Consider the following 13,944-nt stretch of genomic DNA (forward strand, 5'->3'; position numbering starts at 1 on the left):
GGCAGGCGCATGTCCGGTGGTGCGGCCTGGGCGAGGGTGGAGCCGTCGGCGTACTCGGCCATCGAGTGCACCACGGACTGGGGGTGGATGACCGCACCGCCCCGTCGGGGTGCCGGATCTCGGTGGCCACCCACACCTCCCCCGGAACCAGAACAGGCATAGAGCGAGCGGCGGGAAGGAAAGGGAGAGTGGAATAGTCCATGACGGCCTGGCTTTCACCGCACTGCAGTCGCAGGCAGTAAGGGGGGCGGTCGCCGGGAGGTCCGACGGCCGGTGGGCCCTGCCACACGACGCCGGCTCAGAGGATACGGTCGCCGCACGCGTGACGGGATCAGGGTGAGGACACCCGTACCGGGGAAACCACACGGATCACCGCGGGACGCCCGACCAGTACGGGAACACCCAAGGGCGGGAAACTGAGTCACCGCCTTCCCCGTCATGGTTGAGCCCTGTACCAAGGGTGGGGAAGGCGCATACCGCCAGCGCCCAATAGGCGTACAAGCGCCGTCAACACACCACCGCGCACCCGGCTACGCCGGTCGGTACACCAGCGCATCCACTCTGGGACTCGCCACGAGAGCAAGGCATCACACGCCCGAGCGGGTTACGGCTTCCCCGTCGTCGAGGTTCAGGGTGGGGTTGTAGGGCTGGGCAGGATAGGGAGACCATCGGTGTCGTCAGTCCCCAGCGCAGGACGAATGTCCTGCGCTGGGGACTGACGACAGCGAGGTCCCGGGACGCACGTCCCAGCCCCCCGGCGGCCATCTCCCGCAGCACGCTGGTCATGTCGACGGCGGTGGAGAAGATCACCGAGGAGGCGACCAGGCCGAGGAACTTGACCGCCTTCTCCTGCTGTTCAGGATCACGGGAAGGCGGCAGGCCATGGTCAGCGAAGGCCGGCCATCTGTGGGCGATCGGCCACACCACCACGACGGCCGCCGTCCTCCAGCAGGACGGCACGATCCTCGCCGACGCCCTCAGAGAAGGAGCTGGCCGAGGCCAAGGCGAAACTCGCTGAGATCCAGCGAGGCATCCGGGACGGCGTCTACGACGCCAAGAACTACGACCTCGCGCTCGAGAAGCGAGTCATTGGCCTCAGCTGCCAGCTCGACCACATCCGCTAGCAGCCCCCGGCGCAGCCCAGCTCACGACGACACCGCTGCGGGACCGACCACGTCGCCCACGCTGACCAGCAGCGACAACCGGCGCGTTCCCGGATCGGGGACGCGCCGTTCCCGCCCCTCCAGCAGTGTCTGACCTGCGGATTCGGAGTTTTCATCAAGCCCCACGGAGGCATCGCCACCGCTGAGGGTGGCCCAGAACAGGGTGGCGGATGGGGGTGTGCCGGTGGGTGGGCGGTGGGTTTCCGGGGGCGGGGGTCAGGCCGCCACGCGCTCGCCGTGCAGCCACGCCACCTTGTCGTAGAGGTCGTCCGGGGAGAGGGCGGACATCATCGCGTTGCGGGCCTGGGCCTCCGGGCCCGACGGGTGGTAAAGCTGGGTGCCCATTTCCCGGGCGACCAGCTGGGTCCTGGCCGTGCGGGCGTGGCGTTCCGCGTTGTACTTCTCCAGGCGCTGGACGGTGTCCTCCGCCGGGGCGTCGAGGAGGGAACCGATCACCACGGCGTCCTCCAGCGCCATGCACGCGCCCTGGGCCGCGTACTGGAGCATCGGGTGGGCGGCGTCGCCGAGGAGGGCCACGCGGCCGTCCGTCCAGGTGTCGACCGGGTCCCGGTCGCACAGCACCCATTCCTTCCAGTCCGCGCCCAGCTCCAGGAGGCGGCGGGCCGTCTCGCCCAGCTCCGGGAACCGGCCGATGACGTGGGCGCGTTCGGCCGGGCGGCCCACGACCGCGTCGCGGGCGCCGTCGTCGCGGGTGGCCGCCAGGTTCAGGTGCGTGCCGCCCGCGATGGGGTAGTGCACGAAGTGCCACTTGGGACCGGCCCACAGCGTGACCGTGTTCCAGCGCAGCTCCTCCGGCACCAGCTCCATCGGGATCACGGAGCGGTAGATCGTGTGGCCGGACACCCGAGGCTCCCCGTCGCCGACGAGCTGCCGCCGGATCGCGGAGCGGATGCCGTCGGCGCCTATCAGGGCCGTGCCGGTGAAGCGGCGGCCGGTGTCGGTGACGGCGGTGACGCCGTTCGCGTCCTGCTCGTACGAGGCGACGCCGGCGCCCGCGGTCAGCGTGATGGCCGGGGTGGCGCGGCAGGCGTCGAGGAGGGCCTGGTAGAGGTCGCCGCGGTGGACGACGGCGTAGGGGTTGCCGAAGCGCTCGCGGTAGCCGCCGGTGAGCGGCATGACGGCGATGCGCTCGTCGGTGGTGCCGTCCATCAGGCGCAACTCGTCGATGTGCACGGCACGTTCGCGCACCTCGTCACCCACGCCGAGGCGGTCCAGGGCGTGGAAGGCGTTCGGGCCCAGCTGGATGCCCGCGCCCAGTTCGCTGAAGACGTCGCGGCGTTCGAGGACGGTGACGTGGTGGCCGCTGTTGTTCCGCGCGGTGCCGAGGGCCGCCGCGAGGCCGCCGATGCCACCGCCGGCGATGAGGATCTCCGCCATCTTTCTTCCTTCGCTGCTCAGAGGTCTCAGAGGTCTCAGGGGTCGGGGGGCGCTCGCGCCCTCAGGCTCCGGGCGCTTCCGTGGCGGGCACGGTGTGGCCGGGGAAGAGGCGGTGGAGCTCGGTGTGGAAGCCGGGGAAGGTCTTGCCCACGCAGGCGGGGTCGTCGAGGGTGATGCCGGGGACGCGCAGGCCGAGCACGGAGAAGGCCATGCCGATGCGGTGGTCGCGGTAGCAGGCGATCCGCGTGCCCACGGCCTCGGCGGGCTCGATGGTGATCCGGTCCTGGCCGACCTCGGTGCGCACGCCCAGGGCGCCCAGGTTGCGGGCGACGGCGGCGATGCGGTCCGACTCCTTGAGGCGGGCGTGGGCGATGCCGCGGATGGTGATGGGGGCGTCGGCGAGCGGTGCGATCGCGGCGAGCGTCATGAAGGTGTCGGAGATCTCGCCCATGTCGACGCAGAAGCCGCCGCGCAGCGTGCCGGTGCCGGTGACCGTGGTCGCCGTTTCGCCGATGTCGACCCGCGCGCCGGTCCTGCGCAGGACGTCCACGAAGCGGAGGTCGCCCTGGAGGCTGTCGCGGCCGAGGCCGGGCACGGTGACGGCGGTGCCGGTCACGGCGGCCGCGGCGAAGACGTACGAGGCGGTGGAGGCGTCCGGCTCGACGGCCATGTCGAGGGCGGTGTAGTCACCCGGGTCGATCCGGATGGTGCCGGTGGCGTCCTCGGTGACCTTCGCGCCGAAGCGGCGCATCAGGGCGAGCGTCATGTCGATGTACGGGCGGCTGACGAGCTCGCGGGCCGAGAGGGTCAGCGGGGTGTGCATCAGGGGCGCCGACATCATCAGGCCGGTCAGGTACTGGCTGCTCAGCGAGGAGTCGAGGCTGATCTCGCCGCCGTACAGGCCCTCGGACTCCACGACCAGCGGCAGCCCGCCCTCGGGCGCCGTGCGCACCCGCGCGCCCAGCTCCACCAGGGAGTCGGTCAGCGGCCACAGCGGGCGGGCGCGCAGCTGGTCGGTGCCGTCGAAGGTGAACTCGCCGGAGCCGGTGCCCGCGAAGGGCGGCAGGAAGCGGGCCGCGGTCCCGGCGTCGGCGCACCAGACGCGGGCGCCGCCGACCGGGCCCCTGCCGTTGCCGGTCACCTCCCACACCTCGTCGTCCGGGCCGGCCGTGACGCGGAAGCCGAGCGCGGACAGCGCCGTACGGAAGGCGAGCGTGTCCTCGCTGACGAGCGGGGCCCGCAGCCGGCTGGTGCCGACGGCGGCCGCCGCGAGCAGCAGGGCGCGGTTGGTGATGCTCTTCGAGCCGGGGATGCGGGCCGTCAGGGGAGAGCGCGGGAGGTGAGTCGTGACGCTGGTCGTCATGACCGTCCTTCGTCGAGTGCGGGTGACACCGCGTCGAGCAGCGAGTGCCACGAGGCGTGGGATTTCCTCAGGCCCTCTTCTTCGAGTGCCGAGGCGACGTCCGCGAAGCCGATACCGAACGACTTCAGGTAGTCGAGCTTCTTGCGGGAGGCGTCGTAGGAGTGCCGGGTCCAGGTGCGGGGGACGACCGCGCCGTGCGCGGCCACCGCGGCCAGGGTGGCCTCGGGCATGGTGTGCGCCGTGCCCGGGACGGCCAGTTCCGTGATGTGGCGGGTGGCGCGCGGGCCGGGCTCCGGCACGGTGTCCGAGGCCCACAGCAGCCGCTGCGGACGGGCGCCGTGCGCGGCGAGGCGCTGCCAGCGCGGTGTGGCCAGGAGCGCGGTGAAGCGCTCGTGGACCAGCCGGGCGACGGCGAGCGCGGCGGTGCCGCGCAGCGCCTTCGCCTCCGAGGCGCCGACGCCCGCGCGGTCGAGGAGGGTGTCCACGGCCGCGTCGATCCGGCCGAGGGGGAAGGAGGCGGCGGAGGTGATCGGGCCGAGGGCGCGGCCCGCCGCCAGGGCCCGCTCCAGCCCGGCGAGGTGGGCCTCCCGCGCCTGGTCGTAGCGCTCGGGTGAGAAGAGCAGGGTGACGTCGACGCCGATGCCTTCGGCCAGGCAGGCGGTGACGGCGGTCAGGCCCTCGTCGGTGGCGGGGATCTCGACCGTCACGTTGGCCCGGCCGACCTCCCGGACGATCTCGCGGGCCTGCCGCACGGTGGCTTCCGCGTCGTGGGCGAGCCTGGCGTCGAGCGCGACGGAGACGTGCCCGTCGGCGCCGCCGGTCTCCCGGTGGACGCCTTCCAGGGCGTCGCAGGCGGACCGGGCGTCCTCGGCGGTCAGCGCGCGGACGGCCGCGTCGGCGGTGACTCCGCGGGCGGCCAGGGCCCGCAGCCGCTCGTCGTACGCGCCGCTGTCCGCGAGGGACGCGGCCAGGGCGGCCGGGTCGGAGGTGACGCCGGTGACGTGCTGGTCGCGGACGAGCGCGGCCAGTCCGCCGCCCGCCGGGCGGGTGCGGTCGAGTCCGGTGAGCCGGACGAAGACGCCGGACGCGGCCAGGCGGCGCAGATTGCGGCCGCTCACGCCGTGACTCCGGCGAACTGTGCGGCACGGTAGGCGAGTTGACCGCGTCCGATCCGCGGCAGGTTCTCCACAGGGTGGGTGGAGAACCTGCCGTGATCGATGGCGGCCCGCCGGGGGAGTACGGGCCGCCGGTCCAGGTGGCGCGCGCCCCGTTCCCCGTGGGCCGCGCGCCGGTTCGGGTCGCTGCCAATGAACGGCATCGTGCTTCTCCTGGTTCGTCGCGCACGGAATGCGTCGCGCACGGTGGGCGGTCGGTGCTGCCGGAATGTGCTGCTGCGACCTTGACCGCCCGAGGGCCCCGGCTTCAACCGCGTGGGTGCGACTTCGTCAGGAACCGTTTACACGGCCTTGCCGGCGACGGCGTCGGCGATCGCCTGGAGGGCGAGCCGGTAGGAGCCGAATCCCAGTCCCGCGATGGTCGCCGTGACAACGGGCGAGACCACGGAGACATGCCGGAAGGGCTCCCGCGCATGGGGGTTGGAAAGGTGCACCTCGATGACGGGCGCGGAAAGCATGGCCACGGCATCGCGCACAGCAAAGGAATAGTGCGTGAAAGCCGCCGGATTGAGCACGACCGGCGTGTGCGCGTCGGCGGCCTCGTGCAGCCACCCGATGAGCTCGCCCTCCGAGTCGGTCTGGCGGACCTCGACGCGCAGCCCGAGGCCGCCGCCGGTCCGTACGCACTCGGCCGCCAGCTCGGCGTGCGTGCCCGAGCCGTAGATGTGCGGTTCCCGCAGGCCGAGGCGGCCGAGGTTGGGTCCGTTGAGCACGAGGACGCGGGTCACGCCGATGCCGCCAGGCCGCCCTCGTGGAGCAGGACGAAGCGCGTCAGCGCGACGCGGCCCGATATCTGGAGCTTGGCGAAGATGTGCCGCAGGTGGGTGTCGACGGTGTGCGGGGAGATGCTGAGCACGCCCGCGGCGGCCCGGTTGGTCAGACCGTCGGCGACCAGCCGGGCCACGCGCAATTCGGCGGGAGTGAGGCTCGCCCATCCGGAATTCGACACTGCTGCGGGCATGACGAAGTTCTCCTCGGTCGGTCCGCTCGTCGGCGGGGAACGCCGCTTGCGGATCCGACTGTGCAGGGCCGTGAAAAGGGCCCGCAACGCGGAAGGCGCCACTTCGTCAGGTGGGGACCTCAGCCCTTGGCGAGCCGGGGGAAGAGCGCCAGCGCGTTGTCCCGGCCGATGGCCGTGCGCTGCTGCTCGCTCCAGCCCGCGTACGACCGGAATCCGGTGACGTTCTCGGTGGTGTGCTCGGCCGGCATGAAGGGATAGTCGCTGCCGAAGAGAATCTTGTCCGGCGCGGCGAGTTCCGTGAGCGCGGGCAGCGCGAATTCATTGGCCGACATCGCGATGTCGTAGTAGATGCCGCGCAGCGAGGCGATCACATCGGCGGGGGCGCGCTCGGTGAGGTACTTGCCGATGGTGGGCCCGTAGGTGAGCCGCTTGGCGAGGAAGGGCAGGGTGCCGCCCGCGTGCGAGACGATCAGCTTCAGGTGGGGGAGCCGCTCCAGCACGCCGTTGAAGAGCAGGCTGACCACGGTGCGGGTGGTCTCGAAGGTGAAGTCGTAGAGCGACGGCGGCAGGTCGAAGGTGGCCAGGTCCTGGGCCGGCGGGGCGGCCGGGTGGACGTGCAGCGGCAGCCCGCGCTCGGCGATCTCCGCGAGCAGCGGCTCGAACTCGGGGTCGCCGAGATAGCGGTCGCCGTAGCTGGTGAGCATGCCGACGCCGTCCAGGCCCAGCTCGTCGATCGCGTAGGCCAGCTCGTCCTTGGCGGCGGCGACGTCGGGGAGCGGCAGGATGGCGAACGCGCCGAAGCGGGTGGGGTGTTCGGCGATGAGCGTGGCGTAGAACTCGTTGACCGTACGCGCCATGCGGACGCGGTCCTCGCCCTGGAGGAAGCTGACGCCGGGGGCGGTGACGGACAGCACGGACGCGGCGATGCCGTGCCGGTCCATGACCTCCAGGCTGGCCTCGGGGGTCCAGGTGGGGTAGTCGACGCCCGGGATGGCGACGCTGTCGCCGAGCGCCTCACGGTAGGCCGGCGGGATGGCGTGGTGGTGGACGTCGATCAGACCGGACGGGTTGTCCATGGGGTTCTCCGTAGGGGTGCGAAGTCTTCGGGGTGAGCTGTTACCGCTGGTCGGCGGGGTCGGGCGGCAGGGCGTCGAGGGTCACGCCGAACCAGGTCCGGTAAGCGGCGAACAGCGCCGCGTCGTCCTCCAGGACCTCCTGGGTGCGGTGTTCGCCCTCGGTGCGGGTGAGGGTGCGGCCGCTGAGCGTGACCCGGCCGCCCGCGGTGGGCAGCGAGCACACCTGCCGGGCGAGGAAGGGGGAGCCGGGGGCGCTGCGGAACCACCACACGGTGGGCGCGAAGTCCGCGAGGGCGCGCGCCCGGGTCTCCAGCCGGTACTGGAGTTCGCCGTCGCGCAGCAGGTCCAGGTCGCCCTGGGGTGTCCGGACGAGCTGGAACTCCCCTTGCGGGTCCGGCTGTTCCGTGCGGACGTCCAGGCGGAGCGGGTGCCGGAAGCCGCGGCCGTAGCCGACGTCGACGAGCCAGGGCTCCGGGGTGTCCTCGGTCGTGACGCGGAGGGTCAGGTGGCCGAGCAGCGGCCCGAGTTCACCGTCCTCCAGCACGCGCCCGGCGAGCAGCTCCACCCCGAAGCCCAGGGCGCGCAGCAGTTCGTAGAAGGCGCCGTTGAGTTCGTAGCAGCAGCCGCCCCGCTCGCGGCCGACGATCTTCTCCAGGGCGGGGGACCCGAGCCCGATCGGCGTGCTGGGCCTGCCGAAGGCGAAGTCGATGTTCTCGAAGGGCACGGAGAGGACGTGGCGCTCGTGGAGCTCGCGCAGGGCCGCCGAATCGGGGCGCTCGGGCGGCTTGGCGCCGATGCGGCGGAGATAGGAATCCACTTCCGCGGCGGTCAGGTCGCGGGATTCCGTCGGTTCCGTGAGGGTGCTCTGGGGCATGTCGCCTGCGCTCTCAGACATATTCGGCGGCGTAGCGGGCGACGATGCGTTCCGCCTTTTCCACGTCCTTGGCGTACTGCTCCGCCTCCGGTGCCGGACGGCCGTCGTCGGCGGAGACGCCCAGCTCCTTGAAGAAGTGCTCGAAGCCGCCGGGAGTGAAGATGATCAGCATTTTGCAGGGGGTGTCGCTGACGTTCTTGAAGGCGTGCACCTTGCCGCGCGGCACGAAGATGAACGCGCCGGTGCCGACGGTCTGCGAGAGCTTCTCGTTGGAGATCTCCAGCTCGCCCTCGATGAGGTAGAACGCCTCGTCGGAGTCGTGGTGGATGTGCAGCGGGGGGCCGCCGCCCGGCGGCACGAGGGCCTCGATCAGACCCAGCGAGCCGTGGGTGTTCTCCTTGTCCGCCTTGATCGTGTAGTGGTCGCCGAAGACCCAGCGCTTCGGCCCCGCCTGCGGCGGGATGTAGACGATGTCCTCGGACTCCTCGAAGCTCACGTGTGTTCCCCTCTCCTTTCCTGTCAGGGCTCCTACTCCACGTCGTGCGCCCGTTTTTGGCATCACGTGATCCCGTGATTTCCGTGTACCGCCCCCGTGAATACGGGATGGCAGCGGCGCGCGGGACGGTCAGGGTGGTGGGAGCGCGGCGCGCAGCGCCGACGTGGCAACGCACGAGGAATGGATGGGAACATGACCGCTCGATTCGCAGGCAAGGTCGCACTCGTCACCGGTGGCGGCTCCGGCATAGGCCGCGCCACCGCCCTGGCCTTCGCGCGGGAGGGCGCCACCGTGGTGGTCGCCGGGCGGACCGCGGGGAACCTCGCGGAGACGGTCCGGCTGATCGAGGAGGCGGGTGGTGGCGGCAGCGCCGTCACGGCCGACATCGCCGTCGCCGCGGACGTGGAGCGCATGGTGGACACCGTCGTCGAGCGGCACGGGGCCCTCGACATCGCGGTGAACAACGCGGGTTACCTCCCCGAGCCCGCGGAGCTGGCCGACCTCGACGAGGAGACGCTGGTGCGGACGCTGGGCATCAACGTCGTCGGCACCTGGCTGTCGATGAAGCACGAGGTGCGCCACATGCGGACCGCCGGCGGCGGGGTCATCGTGAACGTGGGCTCGGTGGTGGGCGCGCACCTGACCATCCCGGGCGCGGGCGCGTACGGGGCGAGCAAGGCCGCCGTCGCCGCGCTGGGCCGCAGCGCGGCCCGGGAGTACGCGGCGGACGGCATCCGCGTCAACACCCTCAGCCCCTCCTCGATGGACACCCCGATGTCCCTGCTGGAGGGCGAGACGGAGGCCGAGCGCACCGAGCGCGCCAAGGGGATGTTCCCGCTCGGCCGCATCGGCAGTGTCGAGGAGGGCGCGGGTGCCGTGCTGTGGCTGGCCTCCGAGGAGTCCGGCTTCGCGCTCGGCCACGATCTCGTCATCGACGGCGGCATCACCGCCTGACGAGCGCTTCCCGCGACGCACGTGTGCCCCGGTCCCGCACAGCGGGGGACCGGGGCACAGTGCGCAGAGGCGGCCTGTTCGGGGGTGTCAGGCGTCGGCCCCTGCGAGCTCCTGCCGCAGTTCCGGTGCGGCGGCCGTGGTGTTCTCCGTGCGGCGCTGGAGGGCGCCCGCCCACAGCGTGCCCAGCAGGCCGAGCACGCCGAGAGCGGCTCCGACCCACGCCACGGACTCGTAGCCCCAGTCGGCGCTGATGGCCAGGCCGCCGAGCAGCGGCGCCAGGGTGTTGCCGACGTTGAAGGCGGAGGTGTTGGTGGCGCCGACGAGGGTCGGGGCGCCGGGCGCGACGGTGAAGACGCGGGACTGCAGGATCGGGTTGGTGACGTAGCCGGTCAGGCCCAGGACGAAGACGGCCAGGACGGTGACGACCACGTTCTGCGCCGTCAGCGCGAGCACCACGGAGGCGACGATCAGGCCGCCGAGGCCGAGGGCGAGGGTGCGGATCGGGTGCGACTCGGCGACGCGGCCGCCGATCGTCATGCCGATCAGCCCGCCGACGCCGAACAGCGCCAGGATGGCCGGGACCCAGCCCTCGGAGAGGCCGGTCACGTCGGTGAGCACCGAGGCGAGGTAGCTGAAGGTGACGATGACGGCGCCGAAGGCGAAGGCAGTGACGGCGTAGGAGAGCCACAGCTGCGGCCGGGCCATGGCGCGGAGTTCGGCCTTGACCGTACGGGTCTCCTCCGTGGCGCCCTTGCCGCCGGGGATGGCGAACACCGAGCAGAGGAGGCTGGCGAGGGTGAGCACGGCCACGGCCCAGAAGGCGGCGCGCCAGCCGGCGAACTGGCTCAGGACGGTGCCGGCCGGGACGCCCACGATGGTGGCGAGGGTGAGTCCGCTGGCGACGATCGCGACGGCCTTGCCCTTGGCGCTCAGCGGCACCATGCTCACGGCCGTGGCCACGGCGACGCCCCAGAATCCGGCGTAGGCGAGCGCGCTGACGATGCGGGTGGCGAACAGCACCCCGTAGCCGGGGGCGAGGGCGCCGACCACGTGGGCGGCGATGAAGACGGCCTGGAGCGCGACCAGCGCGGTGCGGCGCGGCCAGCTCAGCGTGGCGACGGCCAGCAGGGGCGCTCCGACCACCATGCCGATGGCGAAGGCGGAGATGAGCAGGCCGGCGTCGGGGATGGAGACGCCCAGGTCGTCGGCCATGTTGGGCAGCAGGCCGGAGAGCATGAACTCCGAGGTGCCCTGGGTGAAGATGCCGAGTCCGAGGATGTAGACGGCGAGCGGCATCTTCCCGGCCCGCCCTGGATCTGTGGTTTTCGGGTCGAGTGCCATTGGACGGCCCCTCCAGTGCTTCGGGGATCGGTGAATTCGAGTCGGGTCCACAAGCCGGACGTACGGCGCCCTCGACTGCACGATCAGGACGCTAGCACATTTTGAAGCGGGCGCTTCAAAATGACGGAGGTCCGAGCGGTGAGGTTCCGGGAGCGTTCAACTGCCGCAGCAGCAAAGCCGTCTGCGCGCGCTGCCGCCCGTGCGGGCCGGAGACGCGGAAGCCCAGGCTCCGTTCGATCCGGGTGACGCGCTGCGCGACGGAGCTGTGGTGCAGGTAGAGGAGTTGGGCCGCGGCCCGGACCGAGGCGGTGCGGCACACCGCGTCCAGGGTGGCGAGGTCCTCGCTTCCCAGCGTGGCGAGCGCCGCGGTGTCGGGGTGGGCGAGAGCGGCGTCCCTGGGGATGTCCGCGAGCAGGGCGAGCGTGCCGAGACCGGTGGCGTCCACCGCCCGCGGCCAGGTGGGGCCGAGCCCCGCGAACCGTGCCGCGCGCCGCGCCTGGGCCCAGGAGTCCGGCAGTTGGGCCGCCGTGCCCGACGGGCCCGTCCCGACCGCCACCCCCTCCGGCAGGCCGGCCGTCGCCCCCTCCGGCAGCACCGGGTCCCCGGCCCTCGCGTCGGCCGGAGCGGGGAGCAGGATCGCCCCCACGGTGGTCCACAGGGCGCCGAACGGGGCCGGCCGGCCGAGCCGCGGGTGGGCCGCGCTCAGGGCCCGCGCGCAGGAGCCCAGCGTCCTGCGCATGACCGCGGCTTCCGGCGCCACGACGGCGACGGCCCGCAGCGGCTCGTCCGGGTGCAGGCCCAGCAGGTGCAGGGCCCGCGAGCGCTCCGCCTCGGACCCGCGCGCGGAGAGCGCGGCCTGCACCAGCGCCGGATCGCCCCACTGCGGGGAGGGCACCGGGTTGGCGAGCGGCCCGGAGCGCTCGAAGGCCAAGGACGCGGCGAGCGCCAGCCGTTCGAGCACCAGCCCGTCGAGCGACCAGGCGCACCCGGTCCGTTCCAGCCAGACCTCGCCCACCGTCCGCCCGTCCACGACGACCGCGCGGCTGCTCGTCGGCGCCGCCTCGCCGGGCGGCAGCGCGCGGGCGTCCGGGTCGTAGCGGTGATCCGCCGCGTGGCGGTGGTCCGCCGTCCCGGCAGGGCACTCCGCGAGCAGGGCGGTGGCCCGGGTCAGGGCGTCGGCGTCCGAGTGGTTCTCCACCAGCCGGTCGAAGTAGGAGATGACACGCAGGGCACCCGCCGCAGCTGGGTCGAGGTGCGACAGGCGCAGACCGTGCATGCCGGGAGACTAGGCAGCCCGCCCGGCCGGCCCCGCACACCGCGGGGGGACTCTGTCAGGTCGACCCGCCACATGGCGGGTGGAAGGCCCCCCGCCGCCGACAGGGAGCGGTCGCGGGCTCCCCCCGCCGGGCGGGAGAGTGGCCGCATGAGCGAAACTTCTCCGGCCGGGTCGGCACTCCGCCCGGACTTCCACCCCGAACTCGCCCCGCTCCTCGAGGGGATCCCCTACCTCGACGTCGCCGACCCGCCGGCCGCCCGCCGCACCCTGAAGGGTCTCGAAGCGCAGTGGCCCCCGGTCGACACCAGCCGGATCACCGTCACCGAGCGCGCCGTCCCCGGGCCCGCGGGCGCCCCCGACGTCACCGTGCGCGTCTACACCCCCAAGACCCCCGGGCCGCACGGCGGTCTGCTGTGGATCCACGGCGGCGGCTTCGTCATGGGGGACCTGGAGACCGAGCACATGCACTGCGTGCGCTTCGCGGCCGACGCAGGGTGCGTCGTGGTCAGCGTCCAGTACCGCCTCGCGCCCGAACACCCCTTCCCCGCCGCCCCGGAGGACTGCTACGCGGCCCTGGAGTGGATGGCCGCGAACGCCGCCGAGCTCGGCATCGACACGGACCGGCTGGGCGTCGCGGGGTGCAGCGCCGGTGGCGCGCTCGCCGCGGCGGTCTCGCTGATGTCCCGGGACCGCGGCGGCCCGCGGCTCGTGCTCCAGCTGCTCACGTTCCCCGTGATCGACGACCGGATGGACACCCCGTCCGCCCGGAGCTTCCAGGACACCCCGATCTGGTCCACGCCGCACTCCGTGGCGTCATGGCGGCACTACCTCGGCGAGGGGCACGAGAAGCGCGAGACCTCGCCCTACGCGGCCCCCGGCCGGGCCGAGGACCTGTCGGGGCTGGCTCCCGCCCACATCATCACCGCCCAGTACGACCCGCTGCGCGACGAGGGCATCCGCTACGGGCTGCGCCTCCTGGAGGCGGGCGTCCCCACCGGGATCCACCAGTGGGCCAGGACCTTCCACATCTTCGACGCCTACGGCACCGGTCTGGCCGACCGCGCGGCCGCGGAGACGACCCTCGTGGTGAAGGAGGCACTGGGCGCCTGAGGTGGCGCGGCGATGCCCGGCGAGGCCCCTGCCTGGGGTTTTTGGACGATCGCTTCAAAACCTTTAGTGTGCTGATTATGGCGAGGCCGAGGAAGTTCGACGAGACCCGCGTCATCGGCGCGGCGATGGACGCGTTCTGGCGTCGTGGCTACGAGGCGACCTCCACCCGTGACCTCAGCGAGGGCACGGGGCTGGGCCCGTCGAGCCTGTACAACACGTTCGGCGACAAGCGGCAGCTGTATCTGCGCGCCCTGCGCCGGTACTACGAGACGGCCACCAACGCGCAGATCGGGATCCTGGAGCGGCCCGGGCCGGTCAAGGAACGGCTGCGCGAGCTGATGCTCCACGACGTCGACGTCGAGGTCGACCCCTCCGGCGCACGCCCCGTCGGCTGTTTCGCGATCAACGCGGCCATCGAGATGGCCAGTTCGGACCCGGAAGTCAAGGAGCAGGTGCACCGCCACTTCGCCAGGGTGGAGGAGGCGCTCCGTGAGACGGTCGCGCGCGGTCAGCGGGCCGGTGAGATCCGCACCGACCGCGACGCGGCCGGTCTGGCCCGCCAGGTGCTGAGCACCTATTACGGCCTGCACGTCCTCAGCAGGGCCCACGACGACCGGCAGGTGCTCGCGGATGTCGTGGAAGGCGCGCTCGCCACGCTCTGAGCGAGGCGAACGACCCGGGGGGGGGGGGGGGGGGGGGGGGGGGGGGGCCACGCTTGCCCCCACGGGGCGCCCCCCAAACGACAAGCACCCCCCCA

At 72.6% G+C, this 13,944-nt stretch carries 16 protein-coding genes; 4 read left to right on the forward strand and 12 right to left on the reverse strand.

What is annotated here, in order from left to right:
* Nucleotides 1-507 precede the first annotated feature (507 nt).
* A complete protein-coding gene (locus tag ACZ4A5_RS30855; RefSeq protein ID WP_467591509.1) occupies nt 508-879 on the reverse strand; it encodes a Tn3 family transposase in 372 nt (123 codons plus the stop codon).
* On the opposite strand from ACZ4A5_RS30855, the gene ACZ4A5_RS30860 reads away from it, so the two are divergent.
* Complete coding sequence (locus ACZ4A5_RS30860) at nt 785-1,018, forward strand: hypothetical protein (protein ID WP_467591517.1); 234 nt, start codon at nt 785-787, stop codon at nt 1,016-1,018. The two genes, ACZ4A5_RS30855 and ACZ4A5_RS30860, sit on opposite strands and share 95 nt — an antisense overlap.
* 361 nt (nt 1,019-1,379) lie before the next feature.
* Here ACZ4A5_RS30860 and ACZ4A5_RS30865 read toward each other — a convergent pair whose 3' ends face one another.
* The 9 genes from ACZ4A5_RS30865 to ACZ4A5_RS30905 form a co-directional block, all read right to left on the reverse strand.
* Nucleotides 1,380-2,561: a 3-hydroxybenzoate 6-monooxygenase gene (locus ACZ4A5_RS30865; protein ID WP_467591478.1), complete on the reverse strand. Its 1,182-nt coding sequence runs from the start codon at nt 2,559-2,561 to the stop codon at nt 1,380-1,382.
* A 61-nt stretch (nt 2,562-2,622) separates the two neighbouring features.
* Nucleotides 2,623-3,924 (reverse strand): 3-phosphoshikimate 1-carboxyvinyltransferase, encoded by a 1,302-nt coding sequence (gene aroA, locus ACZ4A5_RS30870; protein ID WP_467591481.1) that lies wholly within the window; start codon nt 3,922-3,924, stop codon nt 2,623-2,625.
* Nucleotides 3,921-5,042, reverse strand: coding sequence for a transaldolase (tal, locus tag ACZ4A5_RS30875; protein ID WP_467591483.1), 1,122 nt, complete (start codon nt 5,040-5,042; stop codon nt 3,921-3,923). The genes aroA and tal overlap by 4 nt, the downstream gene beginning before the upstream one ends.
* Entirely contained in the window at nt 5,039-5,242 is a 204-nt protein-coding gene (locus ACZ4A5_RS30880; protein ID WP_467591486.1) for a hypothetical protein, read from the reverse strand. The genes tal and ACZ4A5_RS30880 overlap by 4 nt, the downstream gene beginning before the upstream one ends.
* Before the next feature lie 138 nt (nt 5,243-5,380).
* Nucleotides 5,381-5,833, reverse strand: coding sequence for a type II 3-dehydroquinate dehydratase (aroQ, locus tag ACZ4A5_RS30885; RefSeq protein ID WP_467591511.1), 453 nt, complete (start codon nt 5,831-5,833; stop codon nt 5,381-5,383).
* Nucleotides 5,824-6,060, reverse strand: a complete 237-nt coding sequence (locus ACZ4A5_RS30890) for a response regulator transcription factor (RefSeq protein ID WP_467591514.1) — start codon at nt 6,058-6,060, stop codon at nt 5,824-5,826. Before ACZ4A5_RS30890 ends, aroQ begins: the two co-directional genes overlap by 10 nt.
* A gap of 119 nt (nt 6,061-6,179) precedes the next feature.
* Nucleotides 6,180-7,136 (reverse strand): amidohydrolase family protein, encoded by a 957-nt coding sequence (locus ACZ4A5_RS30895; RefSeq protein ID WP_467591488.1) that lies wholly within the window; start codon nt 7,134-7,136, stop codon nt 6,180-6,182.
* Between the two features lie 40 nt (nt 7,137-7,176).
* Nucleotides 7,177-8,031, reverse strand: a complete 855-nt coding sequence (locus tag ACZ4A5_RS30900) for an arylamine N-acetyltransferase family protein (protein WP_467591490.1) — start codon at nt 8,029-8,031, stop codon at nt 7,177-7,179.
* Nucleotides 8,024-8,506, reverse strand: a complete 483-nt coding sequence (locus ACZ4A5_RS30905) for a cupin domain-containing protein (RefSeq protein WP_467591493.1) — start codon at nt 8,504-8,506, stop codon at nt 8,024-8,026. Before ACZ4A5_RS30905 ends, ACZ4A5_RS30900 begins: the two co-directional genes overlap by 8 nt.
* Before the next feature lie 192 nt (nt 8,507-8,698).
* Between ACZ4A5_RS30905 and ACZ4A5_RS30910 the strand changes: the two genes are divergently transcribed.
* Nucleotides 8,699-9,460: an SDR family NAD(P)-dependent oxidoreductase gene (locus ACZ4A5_RS30910; RefSeq protein ID WP_467591496.1), complete on the forward strand. Its 762-nt coding sequence runs from the start codon at nt 8,699-8,701 to the stop codon at nt 9,458-9,460.
* Nucleotides 9,461-9,547: 87 nt separating this feature from the next.
* On the opposite strand, the gene ACZ4A5_RS30915 is transcribed toward ACZ4A5_RS30910, so the two are convergent.
* Together ACZ4A5_RS30915 and ACZ4A5_RS30920 are read right to left on the reverse strand one after the other, a co-directional pair.
* Nucleotides 9,548-10,801: a Cmx/CmrA family chloramphenicol efflux MFS transporter gene (locus ACZ4A5_RS30915; RefSeq protein WP_467591499.1), complete on the reverse strand. Its 1,254-nt coding sequence runs from the start codon at nt 10,799-10,801 to the stop codon at nt 9,548-9,550.
* Between the two features lie 115 nt (nt 10,802-10,916).
* Complete coding sequence (locus tag ACZ4A5_RS30920; RefSeq protein WP_467591501.1) at nt 10,917-12,077, reverse strand: helix-turn-helix domain-containing protein; 1,161 nt, start codon at nt 12,075-12,077, stop codon at nt 10,917-10,919.
* 147 nt (nt 12,078-12,224) lie between these two features.
* Here ACZ4A5_RS30920 and ACZ4A5_RS30925 point away from each other — a divergent pair, with 147 nt between their 5' ends.
* Together ACZ4A5_RS30925 and ACZ4A5_RS30930 are read left to right on the forward strand one after the other, a co-directional pair.
* On the forward strand, nt 12,225-13,187 hold the full coding sequence (locus ACZ4A5_RS30925) for an alpha/beta hydrolase (RefSeq protein ID WP_467591504.1): 963 nt from the start codon (nt 12,225-12,227) through the stop codon (nt 13,185-13,187).
* A gap of 77 nt (nt 13,188-13,264) precedes the next feature.
* Nucleotides 13,265-13,849, forward strand: coding sequence for a TetR/AcrR family transcriptional regulator (locus tag ACZ4A5_RS30930; RefSeq protein WP_467591507.1), 585 nt, complete (start codon nt 13,265-13,267; stop codon nt 13,847-13,849).
* Nucleotides 13,850-13,944 lie beyond the last annotated feature (95 nt).

Source organism: Streptomyces sp. NPDC025618 (assembly GCF_055558795.1).